This is a genomic window from Halomonas sp. DP8Y7-3, assembly GCF_019801675.1.
Lineage (GTDB): Bacteria > Pseudomonadota > Gammaproteobacteria > Pseudomonadales > Halomonadaceae > Halomonas > Halomonas litopenaei_A.
The window spans coordinates 236,572-259,895 of the sequence record NZ_JAHVIO010000009.1 but is presented as its reverse complement, the minus strand read 5'-3'; the positions used below and the strand labels follow the sequence as shown (position 1 = coordinate 259,895).

The following is a 23,324-nucleotide window of genomic DNA, read 5'->3' as shown; positions in this document are numbered from 1 at the left end:
TATTTTCCGGTAATCGACGTTGGTCGATACCACAGAAATCCATCGAGTCTGTGATATTCGCCTCAAGAGACACCCTGCGCCCCCTGCCTGGCGGCCTTCCGATACCCTAGAATGGCAGCTGACATCGAGGAGGTGCCCATGTTTGCCGGTTGGCTGTTGATCGTCGTTTCACTTCTCTACATTGCCGTGCTGTTCGCCATTGCCTGGCGCGGCGACCGGCGTGCCCGGCATCAGGGCGCAAGCCAGCGGCGCCCGCTGGTCTACAGCCTGGCTCTGGCGATCTACTGCACGTCGTGGACGTTCCACGGCGCCGTCGGACAGGCCGCCACCTCAGGCTGGTCGTTTGCCAGCATCTTTGTCGGTCCGGTGCTGACCTTGCTGCTGTTCTGGCCTGTCCTGGCCAAGATGGTGCGCGTGGCCAAGCATCAGAACATCACCTCGATTGCCGACTTTATCGCCTCACGCTATGGCAAGACCCAGTCCCTGGCTGCTTTCGCGAGTCTGGTCGCATTGATCGGCACGCTGCCCTATATCGCTCTTCAGCTGAAAGCGGTGTCGACCTCCTTCGCGGTGCTGACCGACGCATCCGATATCACACGGGCCCCGCTATTCGGAGACACGGCGTTTTATGTGGCGGTGGTCATGGCGATCTTTGCCATCCTCTTCGGCACTCGCCATACCGATGCCACCGAGCATCATGAGGGCCTGATTCATGCGGTGGCCTTCGAGTCACTGGTCAAGCTGGTAGCCTTTCTGGTACTCGGCGCCTATGTGACCTGGGGGATGTTCGACGGCCTGCAGGACCTGCTGACCCGCGCCGATATACACTTGCAACTCCAGCGCCAGCTGGCCCAGCAGGACTTCGGCCAGAGTTTCTGGGCCCAGACCTTGCTGGCGATGCTGGCCATTCTATGCCTGCCTCGACAATTCCATGTCACCGTGGTGGAGAACACCCACCGCGACGACGCCGCCCGCGCTCGCTGGCTGTTCCCGCTGTACCTGGTACTGTTCGCGTTCTTTGTACTGCCGCTGGCGGCGGCTGGCCTGACCACCTTTGCCGGCACTGACGTCGCGCCCGATACCTACGTCCTGTCGCTGCCGATGGCAGCGGACCAGGGCTGGCTCACACTGCTGACCTTCATCGGTGGATTCTCGGCCGCCACCGGCATGGTGATCGTCGCGGCGGTCGCCGTCTCCATCATGATATCCAACGAAATCGTGATTCCCGCCCTGTTCCGCATGCGCTGGTTTGACACCAAGCCGCGGGACTACGGACGTCTGGTGCTCAGGGCTCGCCGGATCACCATCGCGGTGATCCTGGCGATGGCCTACGGCTTCTATCAGCTGATCGGTGAGTTCACCTCGCTGGCCTCGATCGGCATGCTCTCCTTTGCTGCTGCGGCGCAGTTCGCGCCGGCACTGATCGGGGGACTCTACTGGAAGCGTGGCAACCGTCTTGGCGTCATCGTCGGCATGAATGCCGGCTTCGCCATCTGGGCTTACACGCTGCTGCTGCCCGCCATGATCAACGCCGGCGTGCTCCCGGCTGACTGGCTCAGTGGCGGGCCGCTGGGGATTGCCTGGCTGTCGCCCACCTCGTTGTTCGGGCTGCATGTGGGCGATAACTTCACCCATGGCGTCATGCTGTCGCTGGGAATCAACCTGGTGGCCTACATCTTCGTCTCCCAGGTCACGCCCCAACGCGTGGTGGAGCGCATTCAGGCCTCGCTGTTCGTGGACAGCGTCGAAACCCGTCAGACCTCGGTCAATCGTCCCTGGACCGGTGCCACCACGGTGGGCGACCTCAAGGTGCTGTGCCAGCGATTCCTCAGCGCCGGCCAGGTTGACCGTGCCTTCAGCGACTACGCCCGTCGCAACGGCAAGGCACTGGAAGACAGCGCACGAGCGTCCATTGACGTGATCCAGTTCACCGAACGTTTTCTGGCATCCGTACTGGGTGCGTCCTCCGCCCGTATCGTGGTCAATTCCGCCCTGCAGGGACGCGGCATCGGTATTTCCGACGTGATATCCATCGTCGATGAAGCGTCCCAGGTGCTGGAATTCAACCGCGCCCTGCTTCAGGCCACCATCGAGAACATCAACCAGGGCATCAGCGTGGTCGATCAGAACCTGCGCCTGGTGGTCTGGAATCAGCGTTACCTGGAACTGTTTCGCTTCCCGGACCATCTGATTCGTGTCGGCGCGCCCATCGACCGCATCTTTCGCTACAACGCCCATAATGGCGAATACGGCCCAGGTGACCCCGAAGAGCATGTCGAGCTATTGCTCGACAACATTCGCGAGGGACAACCACATCGCTACGTGCGCTACCGCCAGGACGGCAGCGTGCTGGAGGTCCAGGGCAATCCCATGCCCGGCGGAGGCTTCGTCTACACCTATCAGGACATCACCCAGCAGAAACGCACGGAAGAGGCGCTGATCCGTTCCGAGAACAACATCCGTATCTACACGGACAACGTGCCGGCATTGATCGCCTACTTCGACCGTGAGTGCCGCTACCTGTTTACCAACCGGGCCTACGAGCAAGCCTTCAGCATCAACCGCAACGAGGTGATCGGCAAGAAGGTCACCGACGTGATCCCGACCGACATGGCAGAGGAGCGCACGCCCTGGTTCAAGCGCACGCTGGCCGGAGAACGGGTCAGTTTCGAGGTCTCGCTGGACATCAGCGGTGAAGGGCTTCGCTACATGCTGGTGACCTACACCCCCCACTTCGGCGACAGTGGCGCCATCCTTGGTTTCTTCGCCCTGTACCAGGACATCACTGAACGCCGCCGAGCCGAGATTGCCCTTAAGGAAACCAACGAGACGCTGGAAGAGCGCGTGCGCTCCCGTACTCTGGCGCTGTCCGAGGCCAACTCGGCACTGCGCCAGGAAAACCGGGTCAGGGCCGAGGCGGAGCAGGCGCTGCGCCAGGCCAAGCAGGTGGCCGAAGATGCCAATGCCTCCAAGACCCGCTTCCTGGCGGCGGCAAGCCACGACCTGCTGCAGCCGCTCAATGCGGCGCGGCTGTTCACGTCGGCCCTGTCTCAGGACATGGGGGGCGAGGACATGAAGCGCACCATCGGCCACATCGACAGCTCGCTGCAGTCTGCCGAGGAGCTCCTCGGCACCCTGCTGGACATCTCGAAGCTGGATGCCGGGGCGCTGACGCCGCGTCGCAGCCACTTCGCCCTGACCGATATCCTGCGGCCCCTGCAGGCCCAGTTTGCGGTAATGGCCGAGGACCGCGGTCTTGACCTGAAGGTGGTGGGCTCACGCCTGTGGGTCGACAGTGACAGCCAGATGCTCAGGCGCATCATCCAGAATTTTCTGTCGAACGCGATTCGCTACACCCAGGAGGGCCGAGTGCTGCTGGGTATCCGGCGACGGGGCGAACGTCTGTTGATCGAGGTGTGGGACAGCGGCCCTGGTATTCCTGAGGCCAAGCAAGCGGAGATCTTCCAGGAGTTCCGCCGGCTGGACCAGGCTTCCCGACACAAGGAAAGCGAAAAGGGACTGGGACTGGGGCTGTCGATTGCCGACCGCATGAGCCGGGTGCTCGATCATCCCATCCGCGTGCGCTCCTGGGTCGGTATCGGCACCGTGTTCTCGGTCAGCGTGCCGCGGGTCGAGGCCAAGGCCGAGGTCGCCGAGTCGGACAGCAAGCCCTCACGCAAGGTCGCCAGCAAGCTCGATGGCAAGCGCATTCTGTGTATCGACAACGAGTCGCTGATTCTCGAGGGCATGAAGGCGATGCTGTCGGGCTGGGGCTGCGAGGTCTTCACCGCCACCTCCATCGGCGGCGCCAAGTCGGTACTGCGACACCTGGATGGCGATCCTGACGCCATCCTGGCCGACTACCATCTGGACAATGAAGTCACTGGACTGATGGCACTGGATGCCCTGAGCGAGCGCCTCGAAGGAGAAGTACCCGGCATCGTGATTACTGCAGACCGTACCGAAGAGGTGGCAGAGGAGGTCCGTCGCGGTGGCTTCCAGCTGCTGCTCAAGCCGGTGCGGCCCGCGGCCCTGCGTGCGCTGTTGACGCGGACCCTGCAGGCCAGCCAGGCCCCTTCATGAGGTGCAGCAACGTGCAGGCAGCCTTGCCGCCGACATCCTTTGCGGCGTTTGCCTGGACGCACAGCCCCCGCCCATGCGGCGCGGGGGCTGGTTTCACCTACAGATATTACCTACAGCGCCCAGGCACAGATCGCAGGGGCGAGTAGCAGCAAAATGTCAGGTACCACAGAATGTTCTGAGCACGCGCTCGTCTCGCGTCGGGGGTGCCATCAGCCAGGCCTCGCTCGGCGCCTCATGGGGGCGCGTCACGGCGGCCAGCAATGACTCAAAGACGCTCAAGTCATCGTCGTCCACCGCGGCCCGGATGGCCTTCTCGACCAGGTGGTTGCGAGGGATCACCAGGGGATTGGCAGCGCTCAATCGCTGCCTCAGGGTTGGCGCGTCCACACCCTGTTGCTGCAGCCGCTGGCGCCAACGCGGCAGCCAGTCGTCAAGGCGATGACGTCGCTCGAATCCTTCGGCCAGGGTCTCGTCACCATCTTCCAGAGCGGCCGACAGACGGGCGAAGCCAAGGGTAAAGTCGGCATTGCCCTCCTCCATCGCCTTGAGCAGATCCTCGCCCAGGGCAAGATCATGGTCATCTGACTGGTCGTCTTGGCTATCGAGCCCCAGCTTGGCGCGTAGCACGGCGGTCCAGGCAGCATCATGCTGTTCGGCAAAGTTCTCGATCGACGCCGTGGCCAGCTCAACCGCGCGCTCCTGGTCGTCATCGATCAACGGCAGTAGCGTCTCGGCCAGGCGCGCCAGATTCCACTGGGCGATGGCGGGCTGATTGTCCCAGGCATAACGGCCTCGCTCGTCGATGGAACTGAACACCCGGTGGGGATGAAAGGCGTCCATGAAGGCGCAGGGCCCGTAGTCGATGGTCTCACCGGAGATCGCGCAGTTGTCGGTGTTCATCACGCCATGGATGAAGCCAAGCCCCTTCCATTGGGCGATCAGACTGGCTTGACGCTCCACTACCGCGTCCAGCAGCGCCAGCGCCCTTTCCCCTTTCTCGCACTCGGCTAGATGTGGATAGTGACGCTCAATGCAGAAGTCCACCAACAGAGACAGGGCCTCGGTATCCCGCCGCGCGGCAAAATACTGGAAAGTGCCCACGCGGATGTGGCTGGTTGCCACCCGCGTCAGTACCGCTCCCGGCTCCACCATCTGGCGCACCACGGAATCGCCGCTGACCACCGCTGCCAGTGCCCGTGTGGTAGGAACCCCCAGGGCGGCCATGGCCTCGGATACCAGGTATTCCCGTAGAACCGGCCCCAACGGGGCGCGGCCATCGCCTCCACGGGAGAACGGCGTGCGCCCGGCTCCCTTGAGTTGCACCTCCCGCAGCGTGCCATCCCGGTGCGTGAGCTCACCCAGCAGCAGGGCACGGCCGTCTCCGAGTTGAGGCACGAAGTTACCGAACTGATGGCCAGCATAGGCAGTCGCCACAGGGCGGGCCCCCTCCGGCACCAGGTTGCCTCCCAGCACCTCGGCAAGATGGTGATCATCCAAGGCATCCAGGTTCAGCCCCAACGCCTCGGCCAGGGGGCGATTGAACGCCAGCAAGCGTGGTGACGACACCGGCGTCGGTGACATCTCGGCTCGCATGCGATCCGGCAAGGACGCATAGTGCGCGGAAAAAGCGGGAAACATGACATACCCTCAGGCTAGCAATGACGCTGGGACCACCCTCGACCCCAGACGCGCTGTCGTCAAGCCCAGGACAGACGCTTCGTGTTGGAGAGGATCAGCAAGACAGGTCGCATTGTGCTTGATCACTGGCCAGGCTCACCAGCAGGATCAGCGATCCGCGGTGGCTTCCAGCTTGCGCACACTGGATACGAAGTCGCTGAAACGCTCGCCCTGAATCAGCACGTGATCGCGCAAGATGCGCTCAGCGGCCTCCGCATCGCCAGCGGTAAGAGCGTCCAGCACAGCGCGATGCTCCTCCAGCGAACTCTGCATTCTGGAGCGCACCTGCAGCTGCAGCCGACGATAGGGTTTCAGCCTCTGCTTGAGCGACTGAGCCTCCTCGGCCAGGAAGGCGTTGTGACTGGCGGCATAGATAATGCTGTGAAAGGACTCGTTCTCATAATAGTAGGCGTCGCTGTCGCCGGTCTCGCTGGCTCTTTGGCAGCCCTCCAAGGCGGCCTGCAGCGCCTCAAGTTCCTCCGGGGTCATGCGCCGGGCGGCAAGACGGCCACACATGCCTTCCAGCTCTGCCATCACCTCGAACATCTCGATCAATCGCTCAAGCCCGAGCCGTGCCACAAAGGTGCCCTTCTTGGGATAGACGGTCACCAGACCACTGGCTACCAGCTGCTGGATGGCTTCTCGCACCGGCGTGCGCGATACCTTGTAGGCCTCGCACAGGGCCTCGGGGTCCAGGCGCTCACCCGGCGCGCGTCGACCGTTGATGATGTCGTCCTCTAGAGAGTCTCTCAAGCGCTGAGCGTTGGAGGTCTTGTTGCTCATGTCAGCATCCTCGCCGGCAAGCCTAACTCTGCCAGTTCATCGATTCATCGGCCCAACCGCCACCTTGGTCTAAGCCTGCCGCATTGACAGGAATATACCTGAGGGCTATTGATGTATACATCATAGCAAATGAAACATTTTTTACACCCTTTATCACCCGCCGTCCGCGGCACCCATCGCCACAATAACAACTCCTCAAGGAGACACCATGACACGCCACGCCTCCCCCGCTCATCCCGCTCGCTCGGCTGATTGCGATTGCACGACTCAGGACGCTCCCTCACTCCAGCAGGCTCGACCACGCTCAGGTACCAAAGCGCTGACGGTCGCCGCTTGCGTTGCGCTGTCGTCACTGGCCGTCAGCGCCTCGGCCAGCGCGGAAACCACGCTGCGGGTCTCTCACCAGTTTCCTGGCGGCCAGGGAGATGTCCGCGATGAAATGGTGCAACTGATGGCCAAGGAAGTGGAAGCTGCCGACGTGGACCTGGCCCTGCAGGTCTACCCCGGCCAGTCCCTGTTCAAGGCCAAGGAACAGTGGGGCGCCCTGGTGCGCGGTCGCCTCGACATGACCTCACTGCCGCTGGACTATGCCAGCGGGCGCCATCCTGAATTCTCCGCCACGCTGATGCCTGGCCTGGTGCGCAATCATGAACGCGCCCAGCGACTCAATGACTCGGCGTTCATGGACATGATCAAGCAGGTCATCCAGGACGCCGGTGCGCGGGTGCTGGCCGATGCCTGGCTGGCCGGTGGATTCGCCTCCAACAAGCAGTGCATCACCTCACCTGACACGGTGGCGGGGCAGACCATGCGCGCAGCAGGCCCGGCCTTCGATGAAATGCTGGCAACCGCGGGTGCTTCCATCGCCTCGATGCCATCGTCAGAGATTTACACCGCCATGCAGACCGGTGTTCTGGACGGTGCCAACACCTCGTCAGGCTCCTTCGTGTCCTACCGCATCTACGAGCAGGTCAACTGCCTGACAGCACCGGGGGAAAACGCCCTGTGGTTCATGTACGAGCCGATCCTGATCTCGGAGCAAAGCTGGAGTCGACTCGATGAGGCCCAGCAGCAGGCGTTGCTCGAGGCCGGTGAAAAGGCCGAGGCCTACTTTGCGGAACAGGCCGCCCAGCTGGATCAGACCATGGTGGACGTGTTCGAGGAAAATGGCGTGGAAGTCGTGCAGATGTCCCAGGCGGACTACGACGCCTGGCTCGAGGTGGCCAAGGAGAGCGCCTACAAGAGCTTTGCCGAGAACGTGGACAACGGTCAGGCGCTGATCGACGCCGCCCTGGCCGTGGAATGAGCCGAGCAAGGCGCGGCGTGATGCCGCGCCTTGCTGCTCGTTATCGTCATGTCACCTCGGAGGCTCCATGTCCCATACTCACTCTCCACCCCACGTCGAGGCCGCGACCGATGCCTTGTCACGCCGCCACAGCGCCGGCCCCATCGGCGCGTTCTGTCGTGGCATGGACAGGCTTTCCATCGCCTTCGCCGTTGTCGCGGCGGCTGCACTGCTGCTGGGCGTGCTGGCCGTCTGTCATATGATCTTCGTGCGCTATCTGCTTGGCGAAAGCACCACCTGGCAGACCGAATTCGCCATCTTTTCGATCACCGGCGCCATGCTGCTGGGTTCCCCCTATGTGCTGCTCACCGGTGGCCAGGTGGCAGTCACCGTGCTGCCCGACGCCCTCAAGGGAGGCCTGAAGAGTGCCATGAACCTGGTCGCTGCGCTGTGCGGCCTGGGGTTCTGTATCGCCCTGGCCTACGGCTCGTGGCTGTATCTGCTTGAGGCGTTCCACGGCGGCTGGACCACCGGCACGGTATGGAACCCTCCGCTGTGGCCAGCGCTCGTTCCGCTGGCCCTCGGCTCGACCCTGCTGGCGATCCAGTATCTGGCAGACATTCTGGGAGGAGCGCGCTGATGGACCCCGTCACCAGCGGTATCCTTATTGTCACCGCACTATTCGTGCTGATGGCCATCGGCACCCCCATCGCCTTCGCCCTGGGCGGGGTCTCATTGGCCGCCCTGGTGCTTGATCAAGGCATGGGCGAGCTGACCTACTTCGGCGAGACCTTCTTCGGCAGCCTGGCCTCATTCGGCTTCGTCGCGATACCCATGTTCATCCTGATGGGGGCGGCCGTGGCATCGTCCCCCACCGGACGAGACCTCTACCGTTCACTGGATCTGTGGCTCGGCAAGGTGCCCGGTGGACTGGCCATCTCCAATATCGGCGCCTGCTCGATCTTCGCAGCGCTATCAGGTTCGTCTCCGGCCACCAGCGCAGCCATCGGCAAGCTGGGCATTCCCGAGATGCGCAAGCGCGGCTATCCGGATGGTGTCGCCGCGGGGTGTGTCGCAGCAGGGGGTACCCTGGGCATTCTGATTCCGCCTTCGGTCACCATGATCGTCTACGGGATTTCCACCGAGACGTCGATCGGCCGCCTGTTCATCGCCGGCGCCTTGCCCGGTGTCATGCTGGCGCTGCTGTTCATGGCCTGGACCCTTATCGCCTGCAAGCTGGCCGGTGGCTATCACGCCCCCAACCCAGTAGCGGAAGCCGCTCGCGAGCTCAAGGACAAGGTCGCCAGCAACGTCGAGCACAACCTCAAGGCACTGGTACGGGTGCTACCCTTCCTGGTCGTGGTCAGCGGCATCCTGTTCGCCCTCTACGGTGGTGTCGCCACGCCCTCAGAGGCCGCCGGAGCGGGTGCCTTCCTGTGCCTGGCACTGGCCATCGTGGTCTACCGCATGTGGCAGGTGAAGCCGCTCACCACCATCATGCGTGACGCGCTGCGGGAAAGCGTGATGATCATGCTGATCATTGCCTGCGCCGAGATCTTTGCCTATGCGCTGTCGTCGCTGTTCATCACCCAGACCGTGGCCGAGGCCATCGCCAGTCTTGAGGTCAATCGCTGGGTGCTGATGGGCATCATCAACGTCTTTTTGCTGGTGGCCGGCTTCTTTCTGCCTCCGGTGGCAGTCATCGTCATGACGGCGCCGATTCTGCTGCCCATCATTCTGGCGGCCAACTTTGATCCCTACTGGTTCGCGGTCATTCTGACCATCAACCTGGAGATTGGCCTGATCACCCCGCCGGTGGGCCTCAACCTGTTCATCATCAAGGGGATAGCCCCAGATATCGCGCTCAAGGACATTCTGCTCGGTAGCCTGCCCTACGCTCTGTGCATGGTGCTGGGCATCATCCTTCTATGCATCTTTCCGGGCATTGCCACCTGGCTGCCTGACCTGATCATGGAAACCGCCGGCTGATCGGCTCCGCCCCAACGAGGTGTTTCTGATGAACTTCAGCTTTCTGCAGGAACTGTTGTCCAACATCACCCAGCGCGACGCCCTGCTGCGCAGGCGTAGCGATGGCCCACCGCTGGACCACTCCCAGGTGATCGACGCCTGTCATCGACTGCTGGCAAGCGACGGCGAAGCATCGAGCATTACCCTCGCCTGCCAGGCCCTGGATGCCTATGGGCGCCTGGGCGACGCCGAGAAGACCCGCTTCTTCCTGACCCTGACAGAGGAGTTCACCGCAGACCCCGACGCCGTGGATCGCGCCTACCAAGACTACCGTGTCGAGCGCGGCAACATGGCACTTCAGCGTTTGTTCGAGGCCTGCGAGCCCAGACGGCAGGAGCTGCTGCGTCGCCTCAACCTCACCACCGGCGGAACCCATGATCTGGTGCGCATGCGCGAGGATCTGCTGCCCAGGCTCAAGGACAACCCGGATCTCAGGGCGCTCGATGATGACTTTGCCCACCTGTTTGCCTCCTGGTTCAACCGGGGTTTTCTGGTCCTCAAGCGCATCGACTGGAACACCCCGGCGGCAGTGCTGGAGAAGATCATTCGCTACGAAGCGGTACACGAGATCTGCGACTGGAATGATCTGCGCCGCCGCCTGGATGCTCGTGACCGACGCTGTTTTGCCTTCTTTCACCCGGCCATCGGCGACGAGCCGCTGATCTTCGTCGAGGTCGCCTTGACCAAGGGAATGCCAGACCGCATCCAGCCGATTCTCGATGCCAACCACGAGGCCATCGAGGCGGAAGATGCCGACAGTGCCGCCTTCTTTGGCATCAGCAACTGTCAGGTGGGACTGCGCGGTATCTCCTTCGGCAACTTCTTGATCAAGCAGGTGGTGCAGGAGCTGAAGGCCGAGCTGCCAAGGCTCAAGCATTTCGTCACCCTCTCTCCCGTACCTGGATTTCGCGCCTGGCTGGACGCCGAGCGCCAGCGGGAAGATGGCCGGCTGGACGATGACACCCAGACGCTGCTCAAGGAGCTCGATAGCGAAGGGTGGGAGGCAGACCCGGAGCGCGCCAAGACCCTGGGCGAGGCCATCCGCCCCCTGGCGGCCCACTACCTCACGAAAGAGCGCAACCCCAAGGGTCTGCCCCTCAACTCGGTCGCTCGCTTTCATCTCGGCAATGGCGCCGAGCTTCACCGCATCAACTGGCTAGGCGACACCTCTCGCCGCGGCCTGGCCCAGTTCGGCGGCCTGATGGTCAATTACCTTTACGTCCTCGATGACATCGAGGGCAATCACGAACGCTACTCCAGCGAAGGCAAGGTCGCCTGCTCTTCCCAGGTCAAGGACCTGCGTCGGCGAGCACGCAAGCATCTCAAGGGAGATCCCGTCACATGAACCACAACCTCTTTGCCACCTTTGAAAAACGCATGCACGAGCGTGGCGATGCCCCCTTCATCACCACCCGGGAAGGTCGGGATTACCGTTACTCGGACGCCCTCGACATGGTGGCACGGCTGGCTGGCGCGCTGGTCGAGCTTGGCGTCGGCCCGGGGGACAGAGTCGCCGTACAGGTCGACAAGAGCCCCGAGGCCATTTTGCTCTACCTGGCTAGCCTCAAGGTCGGCGCCGTCTACCTGCCGCTCAACACCGGCTATACCAGCGAGGAAATACGCTATTTTCTCGGCGACGCCGAGCCCGCGCTGTTCGTGTGCCGTCCGGCCTCACTCGACGCCGCCACTCAGGTTGCGTCATCCTGCGGCGACGTGCGTGTGGTGTCGCTGGGCACTGCCGCCGACGGCGGACTGATGGACGTGGTCGCGGCGGCCTCCCCCGTCACCGACTGCCTTGAGCGCGACGCCAACGATCTGGCCGCCATCCTGTATACCTCCGGCACCACGGGTCGTTCAAAGGGTGCCATGCTCAGCCACGGCAACCTTGGGTCGAATGCCGAGGCGCTGGTGTCTGCCTGGCGCTTTAGCGCAGACGACCGCCTCATCCATGCCCTGCCGATCTTCCACACCCATGGCCTGTTCGTGGCCTGCAACGTGATCCTGATGGCCGGCGCCAGCATGCGCTTCCTGCCCAAGTTCGATGCGGATGTGGTGTTCGAGGAAATCGCACAGGGCACCACCATGATGGGGGTGCCGACCTTCTATACGCGCCTGCTGAAGGACCCTCGACTCACCCGTGAATCCACCGCCAATATGCGCCTGTTCACCTCTGGCTCGGCGCCGCTGACCGCCGACACCCATGAGGCCTTCGAGGCGGCCACGGGCCATGCCATTCTCGAACGCTACGGCATGACCGAAACCAACATGAATACCTCGAACCCTTATGACGGCCAACGCATCGCCGGCACCGTCGGGATGCCCTTGCCTGGGGTTGAGGTACGCATTACCGATCGCGAAGGCAAGCATCATGACGCGCTGCCCCAGGGCGAGATTGGCATGCTCGAGGTGCGTGGCCCCAACGTGTTTCAGGGATACTGGCGGATGCCGGAGAAGACCGCGGAGGAGCTGTTGGAGGATGGCTTCTTCATCACCGGCGACCTGGCGTTGATCGACGAGCGAGGCTATGTGCAGATCGTCGGACGGGACAAGGACCTGGTGATCTCCGGGGGCTACAACGTCTACCCCAAGGAGGTCGAGGGCCATATCGACGAGCTCGGCGGCGTGCTCGAATCAGCGGTCATCGGGCTACCCCACCCGGATCTGGGCGAGGGCGTCACCGCCGTGGTCGTCCCGGCAGAAGGCGCCACACCGCAGGAAACCGAGATCATTGCCGCGCTGGCCGACAAGCTTGCGCGCTACAAGCAGCCGAAGCGGGTGTTCTTTGTCGACAGCCTGCCACGCAACACCATGGGTAAGGTGCAGAAGAACCAACTCAGAGAGCGCTTCAAGGATACCTACGCGGCCAGCTCATAGGCGCCATCTGTCCCCCTATGCTCGTTCATTCATAACACCCCGCAACGGCGCCCCATTGGGCGCCGTTGAGCGTTCGCGGGAGTCTCGGCGCCCATATATACTCACACCCACCAACGTTGTGGAGACCCTCCATGCAGCCTATGGTGCGTGCTGCTGCTCTGACCGGCTATCCGACCCTGCTCAGCGAGTTGGGAGGCAGTGCCCATCAGGCGCTGGCTCGCCTGTCCTTGCCTGGCGACTACCTTGACCGCCCCGACCGCCTTATTCCGGTGGCGACCAAGATCGACTTGCTCGAGCTGGGCGCTCAGCTCAGCGGCTGTCGCCATTTCGGCCTGCTGCTGGGACGCCACCAGAACATTTCCATGCTGGGCATGGTGGGTCTGCTGATTCAGCAGTGCGACACCCTGCGTGAGGCCATGGTCACCATTGCCGATCAGATCGGTCGGCATGTACAGGGCCTTGAGGTCAGACTGGAAGAGCGCGACGACCAGGCCCACTATCACTTCACCTATCGGGTTCCCGGCTACATCAGGCCATCACGCCAGCATAACGACAACACCCTGATGGGGGCCTACAACATCCTCACCTTCCTGTATGGCGAGCCGATCAAGCTGCGCGCCGTATACCTGTGTGGCGAAGAGCCCAAGGACCTGGAACCCTACACCCAGCAATTCCATGCCGCCCTGCGCTTCAACCATCCGGAGAACACCCTGGTCTTCGACCGGCATTGCCTTGACCACGCGATTGCCGGGGGCAGCCCCGCGCTGCGCAGACTGATCAACTCCTTGCTGCATCGTCACCGCTGGGACGATATCGAAAGCAAGGTGGAGTGGATCATCACCAACCTGCTGCCGCTGGACCAGGTCAGCCTGGAGGCGGTAGCCACGGCGCTGGATGTCCCACCGCGCACGCTGCAGGACCGGCTGCTCAAGCGGGGCCTCAGCTTTCAGCACTTGCTGGACCGGGTACGCATGCGCAGCGCTCAGGTGTATATGCTGGACACTCACCTTAGCCTCACCGAGATCGCCGACCTGCTGGGCTATAGCCAGCTCAGCGCATTGACTCGCAGTTTCAAGCGCGTCATGGGCGAGAGTCCTGCCCAATGGCGACGAAAGCATAAGGCTGAAACGGTCAACATTGCGTCATTTGTCAAGTAACACGCGCCTTCGGTCAATCTGTGGCCTCCCGCCTTCACTATGCTCGGGCATGACAATAACGAGACGAGCAGGGGGACCCGGCCATGTCTGCCAGCGAGCAAGCGCACTTCGACTTCGACCAGATCATCATCGGCACCGGCTTCGGTGGTTCCGTCAGCGCCCTGCGCCTGTCGGAGCAGGGACATCGGGTCTTGATGCTGGAAAAAGGACGGCGCTGGAAGGACCAGGAGTTCTCGGATAACTCCTGGAATCTCAAGAAGTTTCTATGGGCTCCCAAGCTTGGGCTGACAGGCAACCTGCAGATCAGCCTGACCCGCAAGATCACCGCCCTGCACGGCGTCGGGGTGGGCGGCGGCTCACTGGTCTACGCCAATGTCCATCTGATTCCCAAGGATGAAGTCTTTGCCGCCGAATCCTGGACCCGGGTGCATCACGACTGGAAAGATCGCCTGATGCCCTACTACGGGCTGGCCCAGCGCATGCTCGGGGTCACCAAGAGCCACTACGAGAATGCCGCGGATCACGCCCTCAAGGAAACCGCCAGGCGCATGGGCCGTGAGGCCACCTACCAGACCGTCAACACGGGTGTGTTGTTCCCTGAAGACCCCGCCGATGGCAGCGGTGCCGGACGTGGCGATCCCTACTTTTCCGGGGACGGCCCCACACGCAACAGCTGTCGCTATTGCGGCGGCTGCACCATGGGCTGTCGCCACAACGCCAAGAACACGCTGGTCAAGAACTACCTGTGGTTTGCCGAGCGTAACGGCGTCGAGATTCGTGCCGAGAGCGAAGTCACCCGTATCGAGCCGCTGGCCAACGATCGCGGAGAGCGTGATGGCAGTGCCGGCTACGAGATCACCGTGCAATCCTCGACCGCCCGCTTCGCCAAGAAGCCCTATCGACTGAGGTGCCGAGGGCTGGTGCTATCCGCCGGGGTGTTCGGCACCATCCCCCTGCTGCTCAAGGCCAGGGATCAGGACAAGACACTCCCCCGGCTATCGTCGCGGCTGGGACGGGAGGTGCGCACCAATTCCGAGACTCTTATCGTCAACACTGCCCGGTTTGCCGATGGGCAGGGCCAGCCCCAGGAAATCTGCCATGGCCCGACCATCACCTCGATGTTCGACCCTGACGACGAGACCCGCATCGAGATCAACCGCTTTCCTCGCTACGGCGACGCGACCTTTGCCCTGCAGAGCGCCGTGCCGCTGACCGACGCCCAAGGCCAGGTACCACGCTCTGTCAGCATGTTGATCAACATCCTGCGCCAGCCGCTCAAGACGCTGCGCATGCTCAACCCGGTGGGCAAGTCCCGCCACTCGATCATCTTTCTGGTGATGCAGACGCGGGATACCTACGTCCACCTGAAAAGCCATCGTCCCTGGTATAGCGCCTTTGCCCCAGGCTGGTCGGTCTACCAGGACAAGGGTGACCGGGCCCTGACCAACTACTTTCCCATCGCCCACGAGGCCGCTCGACACTATGTCGCCGCCGCTGGCGGCGGCGATGCCGGCAATGTGGCTACCGAGGTCCTGTCCGGTGCTCCCAGCACGGCTCACCTGATGGGCGGCGTCGCCATCGGTACCGATGCCGACAACGGGGTGGTCGATGACCGTGGCCACGTCTTTGGCTATCACAACCTGCGCGTCATCGACGGCTCGCTGATTCCCGGCAACCTGGGGGTCAACCCGTCGCTGACCATCCTCGCCCTGGCCGAGTACGCCTGGGCCAACGCGCCTGTGTTTGATCAGGCGCGGGCCGCCAGCGTTCGGCGCGTCCATTTTTCAGCTCCCCTGCCGGGTTCCAGCTCATCCCTGGACGGTAGCGGGGACCTGCACGACCTCATCGCCAGCGACGGCGCCAGCCCTTCCCCTACGACGAGCGAACACGCCGGAGCTGACCTATGAACGCGCCACTCGCCTCCCACGACGATGCGACCCAGGATGACCTGAACGCGGCCTTCACCCTGCAGCGCCAGGCCTATCTGGCAGACCCTGTGCCCGACTATCAGGCACGCCTGCAGCACCTGCGCGCCCTGGCCAGGATGATCCAGGACCACCAGGAGGCCATTGTCCAGGCGATCAGCGACGATTTCGGCAATCGCGCCCGGGAAGAAACCCTGTTCTGCGAATTTGTGGTGGTACTCAGCGACATCAAGGATGCCATCAAGCATCTCAAGTCATGGATGCGGCCCCAGCGTCGACGGGTCGATCACAGCCTCTACTTTGGCGCCCGCAACAGGGTCATCCCTCAGCCGCTGGGGGTGGTCGGCGTGCTGGTACCCTGGAACTTCCCGCTCAACCTGAGCCTGGCCCCGCTGATCGGCATCTTTGCCGCCGGCAATCGCGCGCTGGTCAAGATGTCGGATCGCTCGCCTCGCCTGACCCAGCTGCTGATCGATATCTGCCCAAGCTACTTTGCTGCGGACAAGCTCAGATTCTTCGCCGATGATGGCATGCTTGGGCCACATTTTAGCCGACTGCCCTTCGATCACCTGGTCTTCACCGGCTCCACCGCCACCGGACGCAAGGTGATGGCCAACGCCGCCGAGAACCTGACACCTGTCACCCTGGAGCTGGGGGGCAAGGCTCCGGCGATACTCGCCCCGGATTTTCCATTGGAAGAGGCCGCCAGACGGCTGCTGTTCGTCAAACTGCTCAACGCAGGTCAAATCTGCACCACGGTGGACTACCTGTTTGTGCCTGAAGGGACGCTGGATGCCCTGGTGGATGCTGCCAAGGCCATCGTTCAGCAGCGTTACCCCGACCTGGCAAGCCCGGACTACACCTCGATCATCGACGAGACCTCCTATCAGCGTCTTCAGGCCACCCTGGACGATGCCGAGGCCAAGGGCGCGCGAGTCATTCGACTGTCACAACAGGGCAGTGATCCGGCCACGCGCAAGTTCGCCCCCCACCTGGTGCTGGACGTAGCCAATGACATGCAGATCATGCAGCGCGAGATCTTCGGCCCGCTGCTGCCCGTGATGACCTACCGCGAGCCACAGGAGGTCATCGACTACATCAATGCTCGGCCTCGCCCTCTTGCGCTCTATCCCTTCTCCCGGGACACGGCGCTGGTGGATCGCTACATCGAGCGTATCCAGTCGGGAGGGGTCTCGGTCAATCATGCCTTGCTGCACGTCGGCCAGCATGACCTTCCCTTTGGCGGCATCGGCGACAGCGGCATGGGCCACTATCACGGGCGCGATGGCTTCATCACCTTTTCGAAACTGCGCCCGGTGTATCGCCAGGGGCCCTTCGACAGCATGAAACCGCTGATACCGCCCTACACCAGGACCACCCACAAGGTCCTCAAGCTGATGCAATGGCTGGCGCGCTAGGGATGACCCCATGCAGCGCAGGCTTGTGATGACGGTATTACCTGCCCCGTCGAAACGATCTGGAGCCCCGACATGACCACCGCTGGCATCCCTGAGCTGCCCTCCTACCTCGCTCACATCCAGGGCTTCCCGTTGATCCGGGACCGAGGCGACATCGAGGTCATCGAGCAGACGCCCTGGGAATCCCTGGGCCTGCCCGAGAGCACGCTGGATGTGATTGCCGACAGCGCTCGCCGAATGCCCGACGCTGTCGCCCTTCGCTTCGTCATGCAGCCCGATGACGACAGCAGCCACTGCTATCGCTACCGAGACTTTCTCGCCCGCACCCTGCAGGCGGCCAATGCCTTTCATGCCCTTGGCATCGACCGGGACGCGGTCGTCTCGTTCCTGCTGCCAAGCCTGCCGCAGACCCACTTCACCCTGTGGGGGGCGGAAGCCGCAGGAGTGGTCAATCCGATCAACCCGATGCTCGAGCCCGAGCACATTGCCGGCATCATGAAGGCCGCGGGCACCCGCGTTCTGGTTGCCCTGGCCCCCTTTCCCGGCAGCGACATCTGGGCCAAGGTCGAGGCCATCAGGGACCAGGTTCCCACCCTCACCAAGGTCCTGTATGTGGACGCCGCACAGTTTCTGCCCGAGGCAGAGGCCGTCGCCTTGCGTCAGACGCTGCCACTCCCCGATGAGGACTGGTGTGCCGACTTCGACGCCTGCCTCGAGCGTGCCCCTGATGACCACCTGGTCAGCGGACGCCGGATTCGTGCCAGCGACCGTGCCTCGTTGTTCCATACCGGGGGCACCACCGGGCTGCCCAAGCTGGCGCCTCACAGCCACGCCAACGAGGTGGCCAACGCCGCCATGATGCAGATGCTGTTCCGCCATGCCGATGATGCGGTGATCCTGTGCGGGCTGCCGCTGTTTCATGTCAACGCGGTGCTGATCACCGGGCTAGGCCCGCTGATGATCGGCGCTGAGGTGCTGTTGGCAACGCCGGCAGGCTTCCGCACGCCAGGGCTGGTCGAGGGCTTCTGGTCACTGGTGGAGCGTTACCAGGTCACCTTCTTCAGCGCGGTCCCGGCGATCTACTCACGGCTGCTTGAGGTCCCCTTTGGTGACGCCGATGTGTCCAGTCTCACCAGCGCACTCAGCGGTGGTGCGCCCTTGCCTCGAGCGGTTCACGGCCACTTCGAGGAGTTGACGGGGATCGTCCTGATCGAGGGCTTCGGCATGACCGAGGGCACCTGCGGCAGCATGGCCAATCCCCTGGCTGGCGAACGCCGCACCGGGTCCGTCGGCCTGGCCCTGCCCTACACCGGCGCCAGGGTGGTCACGCTGGACGACCACGGCCGCTACCTGCGTGACTGCGAGGTCGATGAAATCGGCACCCTGGTGATCCGAGGCCCCAACGTCTTCGCTGGCTATAGCCAGCCTGAACAGAACCGTGGCATCTGGGTCGAGGAGGGCTGGTTCAACACCGGTGACCTGGCCCGCCAGGACCGGGATGGCTACATCTGGATCACCGGCCGCGCCAAGGACTTGATCATCCGAGGCGGCCACAACATCGACCCACAGCTGATCGAAGATGTCCTCTACCGTCACCCCTCGGTACAGATGGCTGCCGCAGTGGGCAAGCCCTGCGACCGGGTCGGTGAACTCCCGGTGGCCTATGTCAGCCTGCAGCCAGGCCGAGAGGTCGGCGAAGAGGCCTTGCTCAGTCACTGCCAGGCGCACCTGGCAGAGAAGGCCGCGATCCCCAAGAACATCTGGTTCATGGACACGATCCCGCTGACCGCCGTGGGCAAGGTGTTCAAGCCTGCGCTGCGCCAGGATGCGGTCGCACGGGTCTACCAGTCGGTCGCCGATACTCTGCTCGGCGCGGGGGTGGCCCGGATCAGCGCTCGCCAGGACGCCGCCCTTGGGCTGGTCGCTGATGTCCAGCTGCCCGACAACGTTGACGCCAGCGAGCTTGAACAGCGACTGGTAGCCTACCCGATTCCCTGCCTGTGGCGTCGCTATCCTGCCCGGGAATAGCCACGACATGACGGTATCGCAGCTCCCATAACGATAACGACAAGACCAAGAGGCGAACCATGCCACTCACTTCTGCAGCGCATGCCAGCGGCATGCGCCGGACGGCCCTGTGCCTGTCCTTGGCCACCCTGCCGGGCCTCCTGTGCGTCCCTGACGCTGACGCCCTGGAGGACGACATCGGCGAGATTCACGCCAAGCTTTCCGGCTCGCTCAGTGTCGGCGCCATCTGGCGTGCCGAATCTTCCGACCAGGACTTTCTGTTCCAGGGTAACGCCGAGGCGGCCGACCCTGGCGCCAGTGGCTACAACCCCACGGGGGCACGCAACATCGATGATGGTCGTGCCAACTATGCCGATCGCGAGCTGGCCTCCACGCCGGTGATCCTGGCGACCCAGCTGGATCTCGACTATCGCAACGTCGGTGCTCGGATTGCCGGCAAGGCCTGGTATGACATCCATCAGGAGCACCACAGCGTCCCGTTCGGCAGTCTGGCCAATGGCTACGAGCGCAACGAACCCCTCGATGACCACCGCTTTCATCGCTTGTCACGCTTCAAGGGCACGACGTTCACCGAAGCCTACGTCTACGGGGACTTCGCCCCTGCGGGCCACGATCTCCACCTGACCCTCGGCGATCAGTACCTGCCCTGGGGAGAGAGCAAGTTCTTCATCAACGGGGTCAATACCATCAATCCCTACCGCCCGGCGGCGCTGCGCATGCCGGGCGACAACCTGCGCCTGGCGACCACCCTGCTATCGGCAGAGCTGGCCCTGACACCACGCTGGGAGCTGGGGGCCTTCTACCAGCTCGACTGGGACAAGTCGGTGCTCGATGGCTGCGGCACCGCCTTCAGTTCTTACGACTACATCGCCGATGGCTGTGGTGGTGCGGTCCCCCGGGGGCCCAATGACCGGGCAGGCTACCAGGGAGATTTGTATGTCGACCGAGGACCGGACGATACGCCGGAGGATGAAGGCCAGTTCGGCCTGCGCCTGAGCTACTCGCCCAGCGCGGATACCACCTTCTCCGGCTACGCCATGAATATCCACTCCCGCCGCCCCTACGCCAGCGTCATCTCTGATAGCTACACCGGCCCCGATGACAATGGCCTGTCGCCGGGCTGGCGCCCGCCGACCGACTCAAGCTATGACCGCTCACGCAACATGCAGTACTTCGCTGACTACCCGGAGGATATCCAGGTCTTCGGGTTGGGCTTTCACACCAAGTTCGGTCAAGCCACGCGAGTGTTCGGCGAGTACAGCTTTCGTCATGACCAGCCGTTGCAGCTGGCCACCGCAGACCTGATCGCGGCCTTCATCGCCGATCCTGAATTCCTGTCCGGCGCCATTGGCCAGGACATCACCCTGGCTCAGGCCGCCCGCGACACCGCAGCAGGCGATGTCTTTCGGGGTTTTGACCGCTACGACGTGTCCCAACTGACCCTGGGCGCTATCCAGCCGGTACCGGACGTATTGGGTGCCAAGGCGCTGGTGCTGGTGGGCGAAGCCGGCATGAAGTATGTCCACGACCTGCCAAGCCTGGACGAGCGTCGCTATGCCAAGGGCGATTTGTTTGGCACCGACCTGGCCCAGGGCAGCGAAGCGGGTTGCACCATCGCGACCGCCAACCCTGCCTACAAGGGGCGCGGCTGCTCCGGGGACGGCTACGCCAGCGATTTTTCGTGGGGCTATCGCCTGCGCGGTCAGCTGATTTACCCCAATGTGCTGCCGGGGCTGACACTGACGCCCTACGCCCTGTTTGGCCATGACGTTTCCGGCTGGTCCTATGACCTCAACTTCGTCGAAGACCGGCTGTTCGGCAGCCTTGGCCTGCAAGCGGACTTCCAGGAGCGCTACCACGCCGAGGTGAGCTGGAGTGGCAGCGGCAACACCCCCTATGCAGATACCGACTTCGACTATCTGACGGCGAGCCTCAGGGTCGACTTCTGACCGTTGGCGCCAGCACTCAGGACCACGACAACCATCACCCTACACAAGACCAAAAGAGGATATCGTCATGATGTCTCGCTCCCTGCGCCGCACCCTGCTGGCCTCAGCCGTTGCCTTCGCCAGCTACATGCCCTGCGTTTACGCGGCGGACGCCATTGCCCCCAAGCCCGCCAGTGATGCCACCATCGCCGCCCATCAGGCCGTGCTGGACTCTCTCGATTTCGCTGACCGGGCCGACTTCGACGATGCCGGACGCGGACTGATCAAGGCCACCCCGGATCTCAAGATCCAGGCTGACGACGGTCACGTGGTCTGGGACGTCGCGGTCTACCAGGAATTCCTCAACGGCGAGGCGCCCCACAGCGTCAACCCGAGCCTGTGGCGCCAGGCGCAGCTCAACAATACCCCCGGTCTCTACGAAGTGGTCGATGGCATCTACCAGGTGCGCGGCTTCGATCTCACCACCATGAGCGTGATTCGTGGCGACACCGGCTGGATCGTGATCGATCCGATGACCATGACAGAGCCCGCAGAGGCCGCCATGGCACTGGTCAATCAGGAGCTTGGCCAACGACCTGTCACTGCCGTGATCTACACCCACTCTCATCCCGACCACTTCGGCGGGGTCAAGGGGGTGATCAGCCAGCAGCAGGTGGATGCGGGGGAAGTAAGGGTCATCGCCCCCGAACATTTCACCGAACACGTCGCCAGTGAGATGGTGCTGCTGGGCAACACCATGAGCCGACGTTCCCAGTACATGCACGCCATGGGCCTGCCGAGAGGGCCTCGTCAGCAGGTCGACAACGGCCTTGGCAAGGGCGTCGCCAGGGGCACCTTCACCCTGATCGAGCCCACCGAAGAGATTACCGTCAGCGGCCAGACGCTGACCGTCGATGGTGTCGAGATCGAGTTCCAGCTGACGCCCTCCACCGAAGCCGATGCCGAGATGATGTTCTACTTTCCCCAGCACCGCGCGCTGATGGCGGCAGAGAACCTCAACGCCTCGATGCACAACATGCTGACGCCACGCGGCGCCAAGGTGCGCGATGCCCTGGCCTGGGCCGGCGCCCTGGATGACACCCTCAGCCTGTTCGGGAATCGCTCGGATGTGGTGTTCACCTCTCACTACTGGCCGCGCTGGGGCCAGGACAATGTTCGCAACTACATCGAGAAGCAGCGCGATGCGATCAAGTACCTGCACGACCAGACCCTTCGGCTGGCCAACCTGGGCTACAAACGCGATGAAATTGCCGAGGCCATCCAGCTGCCGGATAGCCTGGCGCAGGAGTGGTTCAATCGCGGCTACTACGGCACCGTCACCCATAACGTGAAGGGCATCTACCAACGTTACCTGGGCTTCTGGAGCGGCAATCCCGCCACACTGAACCCGCTGCCTCCGGTGCCGGCGGGACAGCGCTATGTCGAGGCATTGGGTGGCGCCGACGCCGTGCTGGCCCTTGGCCAGTCCGCCGTTGAGCAAGGCGACTACCGCTGGGCGGCGATGCTGCTGGACCATCTGGTGCAGGCCCAACCGCAACTTGCCGAGGCCCGTGAGCTGCAGGCCGACGTCTTCGAACAGCTCGGCTACCAGACCGAGTCGGGCCCCTGGCGCAACATCTACCTGACCGGAGCCCGCGAACTGCGCAACGGCATCGATACCGCCAATGCGGTCACCACCGCCTCCCCGGACATGATCGCTGCGCTGCCGATCGAGCAGGTCTTCGACCTGCTGGCGGTTCGCCTCAATGGTCCCCGCGCAGCCGCCACGCGGCTCGCTATCGACTGGCACTTCAGTGACAGCGATCGCCACTACCGCTTGAGCCTGGCCAACGGCGTCCTGCGTCACCGTCGCGACGCCACCGGTGATGACGCCGATCTGAGCCTCACCCTGTCACGAGATGTGCTGAACCGTGTACTACTGCAGCAGACGTCCCTGGGCGATGAAATCGCCGCAGGGCGTGTGACCCCACAGGGTGACCTGCAAACACTGCAGACCCTCTTTGCCCTGATGGATACCTTCAGCCCCACCTTCCCGATTGCCACTTCCGCCATCCCCGCCAACGCCTCGGAGGCTGCTTCTGCCAGCCACTAGCAGCGTAATGACAACGCAATAACAG

General features: G+C 63.2%; 14 protein-coding genes. 12 read left to right on the top strand and 2 right to left on the bottom strand.

Annotated elements, in window-relative coordinates; all coding sequences use genetic code 11:
• Window positions 1-138: 138 nt before the first annotated feature.
• Entirely contained in the window at window positions 139-4,083 is a 3,945-nt protein-coding gene (locus KUV86_RS10865; protein WP_222484773.1) for a NahK/ErcS family hybrid sensor histidine kinase/response regulator, read from the top strand.
• A 156-nt stretch (window positions 4,084-4,239) separates the two neighbouring features.
• Here the strand turns inward: KUV86_RS10865 and KUV86_RS10860 are convergent, their stop codons facing one another.
• Together KUV86_RS10860 and KUV86_RS10855 are read right to left on the bottom strand one after the other, a co-directional pair.
• Entirely contained in the window at window positions 4,240-5,721 is a 1,482-nt protein-coding gene (locus tag KUV86_RS10860) for a protein adenylyltransferase SelO (RefSeq protein ID WP_222484772.1), read from the bottom strand.
• Window positions 5,722-5,868: 147 nt separating this feature from the next.
• Window positions 5,869-6,543, bottom strand: a complete 675-nt coding sequence (locus KUV86_RS10855) for a GntR family transcriptional regulator (protein WP_222484244.1) — start codon at window positions 6,541-6,543, stop codon at window positions 5,869-5,871.
• A 208-nt stretch (window positions 6,544-6,751) separates the two neighbouring features.
• On the opposite strand from KUV86_RS10855, the gene dctP reads away from it, so the two are divergent.
• The 11 genes from dctP (at window position 6,752) to KUV86_RS10800 (ending at window position 23,299) form a co-directional block, all read left to right on the top strand.
• Window positions 6,752-7,849, top strand: coding sequence for a TRAP transporter substrate-binding protein DctP (dctP, locus tag KUV86_RS10850; protein ID WP_222484771.1), 1,098 nt, complete (start codon window positions 6,752-6,754; stop codon window positions 7,847-7,849).
• Between the two features lie 67 nt (window positions 7,850-7,916).
• A complete protein-coding gene (locus KUV86_RS10845) occupies window positions 7,917-8,468 on the top strand; it encodes a TRAP transporter small permease (protein ID WP_222484770.1) in 552 nt (183 codons plus the stop codon).
• Window positions 8,468-9,817, top strand: coding sequence for a TRAP transporter large permease (locus tag KUV86_RS10840; RefSeq protein ID WP_206941417.1), 1,350 nt, complete (start codon window positions 8,468-8,470; stop codon window positions 9,815-9,817). Before KUV86_RS10845 ends, KUV86_RS10840 begins: the two co-directional genes overlap by 1 nt.
• Before the next feature lie 28 nt (window positions 9,818-9,845).
• The gene (locus tag KUV86_RS10835; protein WP_222484769.1) at window positions 9,846-11,201 is read left to right on the top strand and encodes a malonyl-CoA decarboxylase; all 1,356 of its coding nucleotides are present in this window, start codon (window positions 9,846-9,848) and stop codon (window positions 11,199-11,201) included.
• Window positions 11,198-12,730 carry a malonate--CoA ligase gene (locus KUV86_RS10830; protein WP_222484768.1) on the top strand — a complete coding sequence of 511 codons (1,533 nt, stop codon included), beginning with the start codon at window positions 11,198-11,200 and terminating at the stop codon, window positions 12,728-12,730. The genes KUV86_RS10835 and KUV86_RS10830 overlap by 4 nt, the downstream gene beginning before the upstream one ends.
• A 131-nt stretch (window positions 12,731-12,861) precedes the next feature.
• Window positions 12,862-13,887, top strand: coding sequence for an AraC family transcriptional regulator (locus KUV86_RS10825; protein ID WP_222484767.1), 1,026 nt, complete (start codon window positions 12,862-12,864; stop codon window positions 13,885-13,887).
• Window positions 13,888-13,970: 83 nt separating this feature from the next.
• Window positions 13,971-15,794 (top strand): GMC oxidoreductase, encoded by a 1,824-nt coding sequence (locus KUV86_RS10820; RefSeq protein WP_261317353.1) that lies wholly within the window; start codon window positions 13,971-13,973, stop codon window positions 15,792-15,794.
• Window positions 15,791-17,230 carry a coniferyl aldehyde dehydrogenase gene (locus KUV86_RS10815; protein WP_222484765.1) on the top strand — a complete coding sequence of 480 codons (1,440 nt, stop codon included), beginning with the start codon at window positions 15,791-15,793 and terminating at the stop codon, window positions 17,228-17,230. The genes KUV86_RS10820 and KUV86_RS10815 overlap by 4 nt, the downstream gene beginning before the upstream one ends.
• Before the next feature lie 72 nt (window positions 17,231-17,302).
• On the top strand, window positions 17,303-19,258 hold the full coding sequence (locus KUV86_RS10810) for an acyl-CoA synthetase (protein ID WP_222484763.1): 1,956 nt from the start codon (window positions 17,303-17,305) through the stop codon (window positions 19,256-19,258).
• A 59-nt stretch (window positions 19,259-19,317) separates the two neighbouring features.
• A complete protein-coding gene (locus KUV86_RS10805; RefSeq protein ID WP_222484761.1) occupies window positions 19,318-21,207 on the top strand; it encodes a DUF1302 domain-containing protein in 1,890 nt (629 codons plus the stop codon).
• Window positions 21,208-21,274: 67 nt separating this feature from the next.
• Window positions 21,275-23,299: an alkyl/aryl-sulfatase gene (locus tag KUV86_RS10800; protein ID WP_261397613.1), complete on the top strand. Its 2,025-nt coding sequence runs from the start codon at window positions 21,275-21,277 to the stop codon at window positions 23,297-23,299.
• Window positions 23,300-23,324 lie beyond the last annotated feature (25 nt).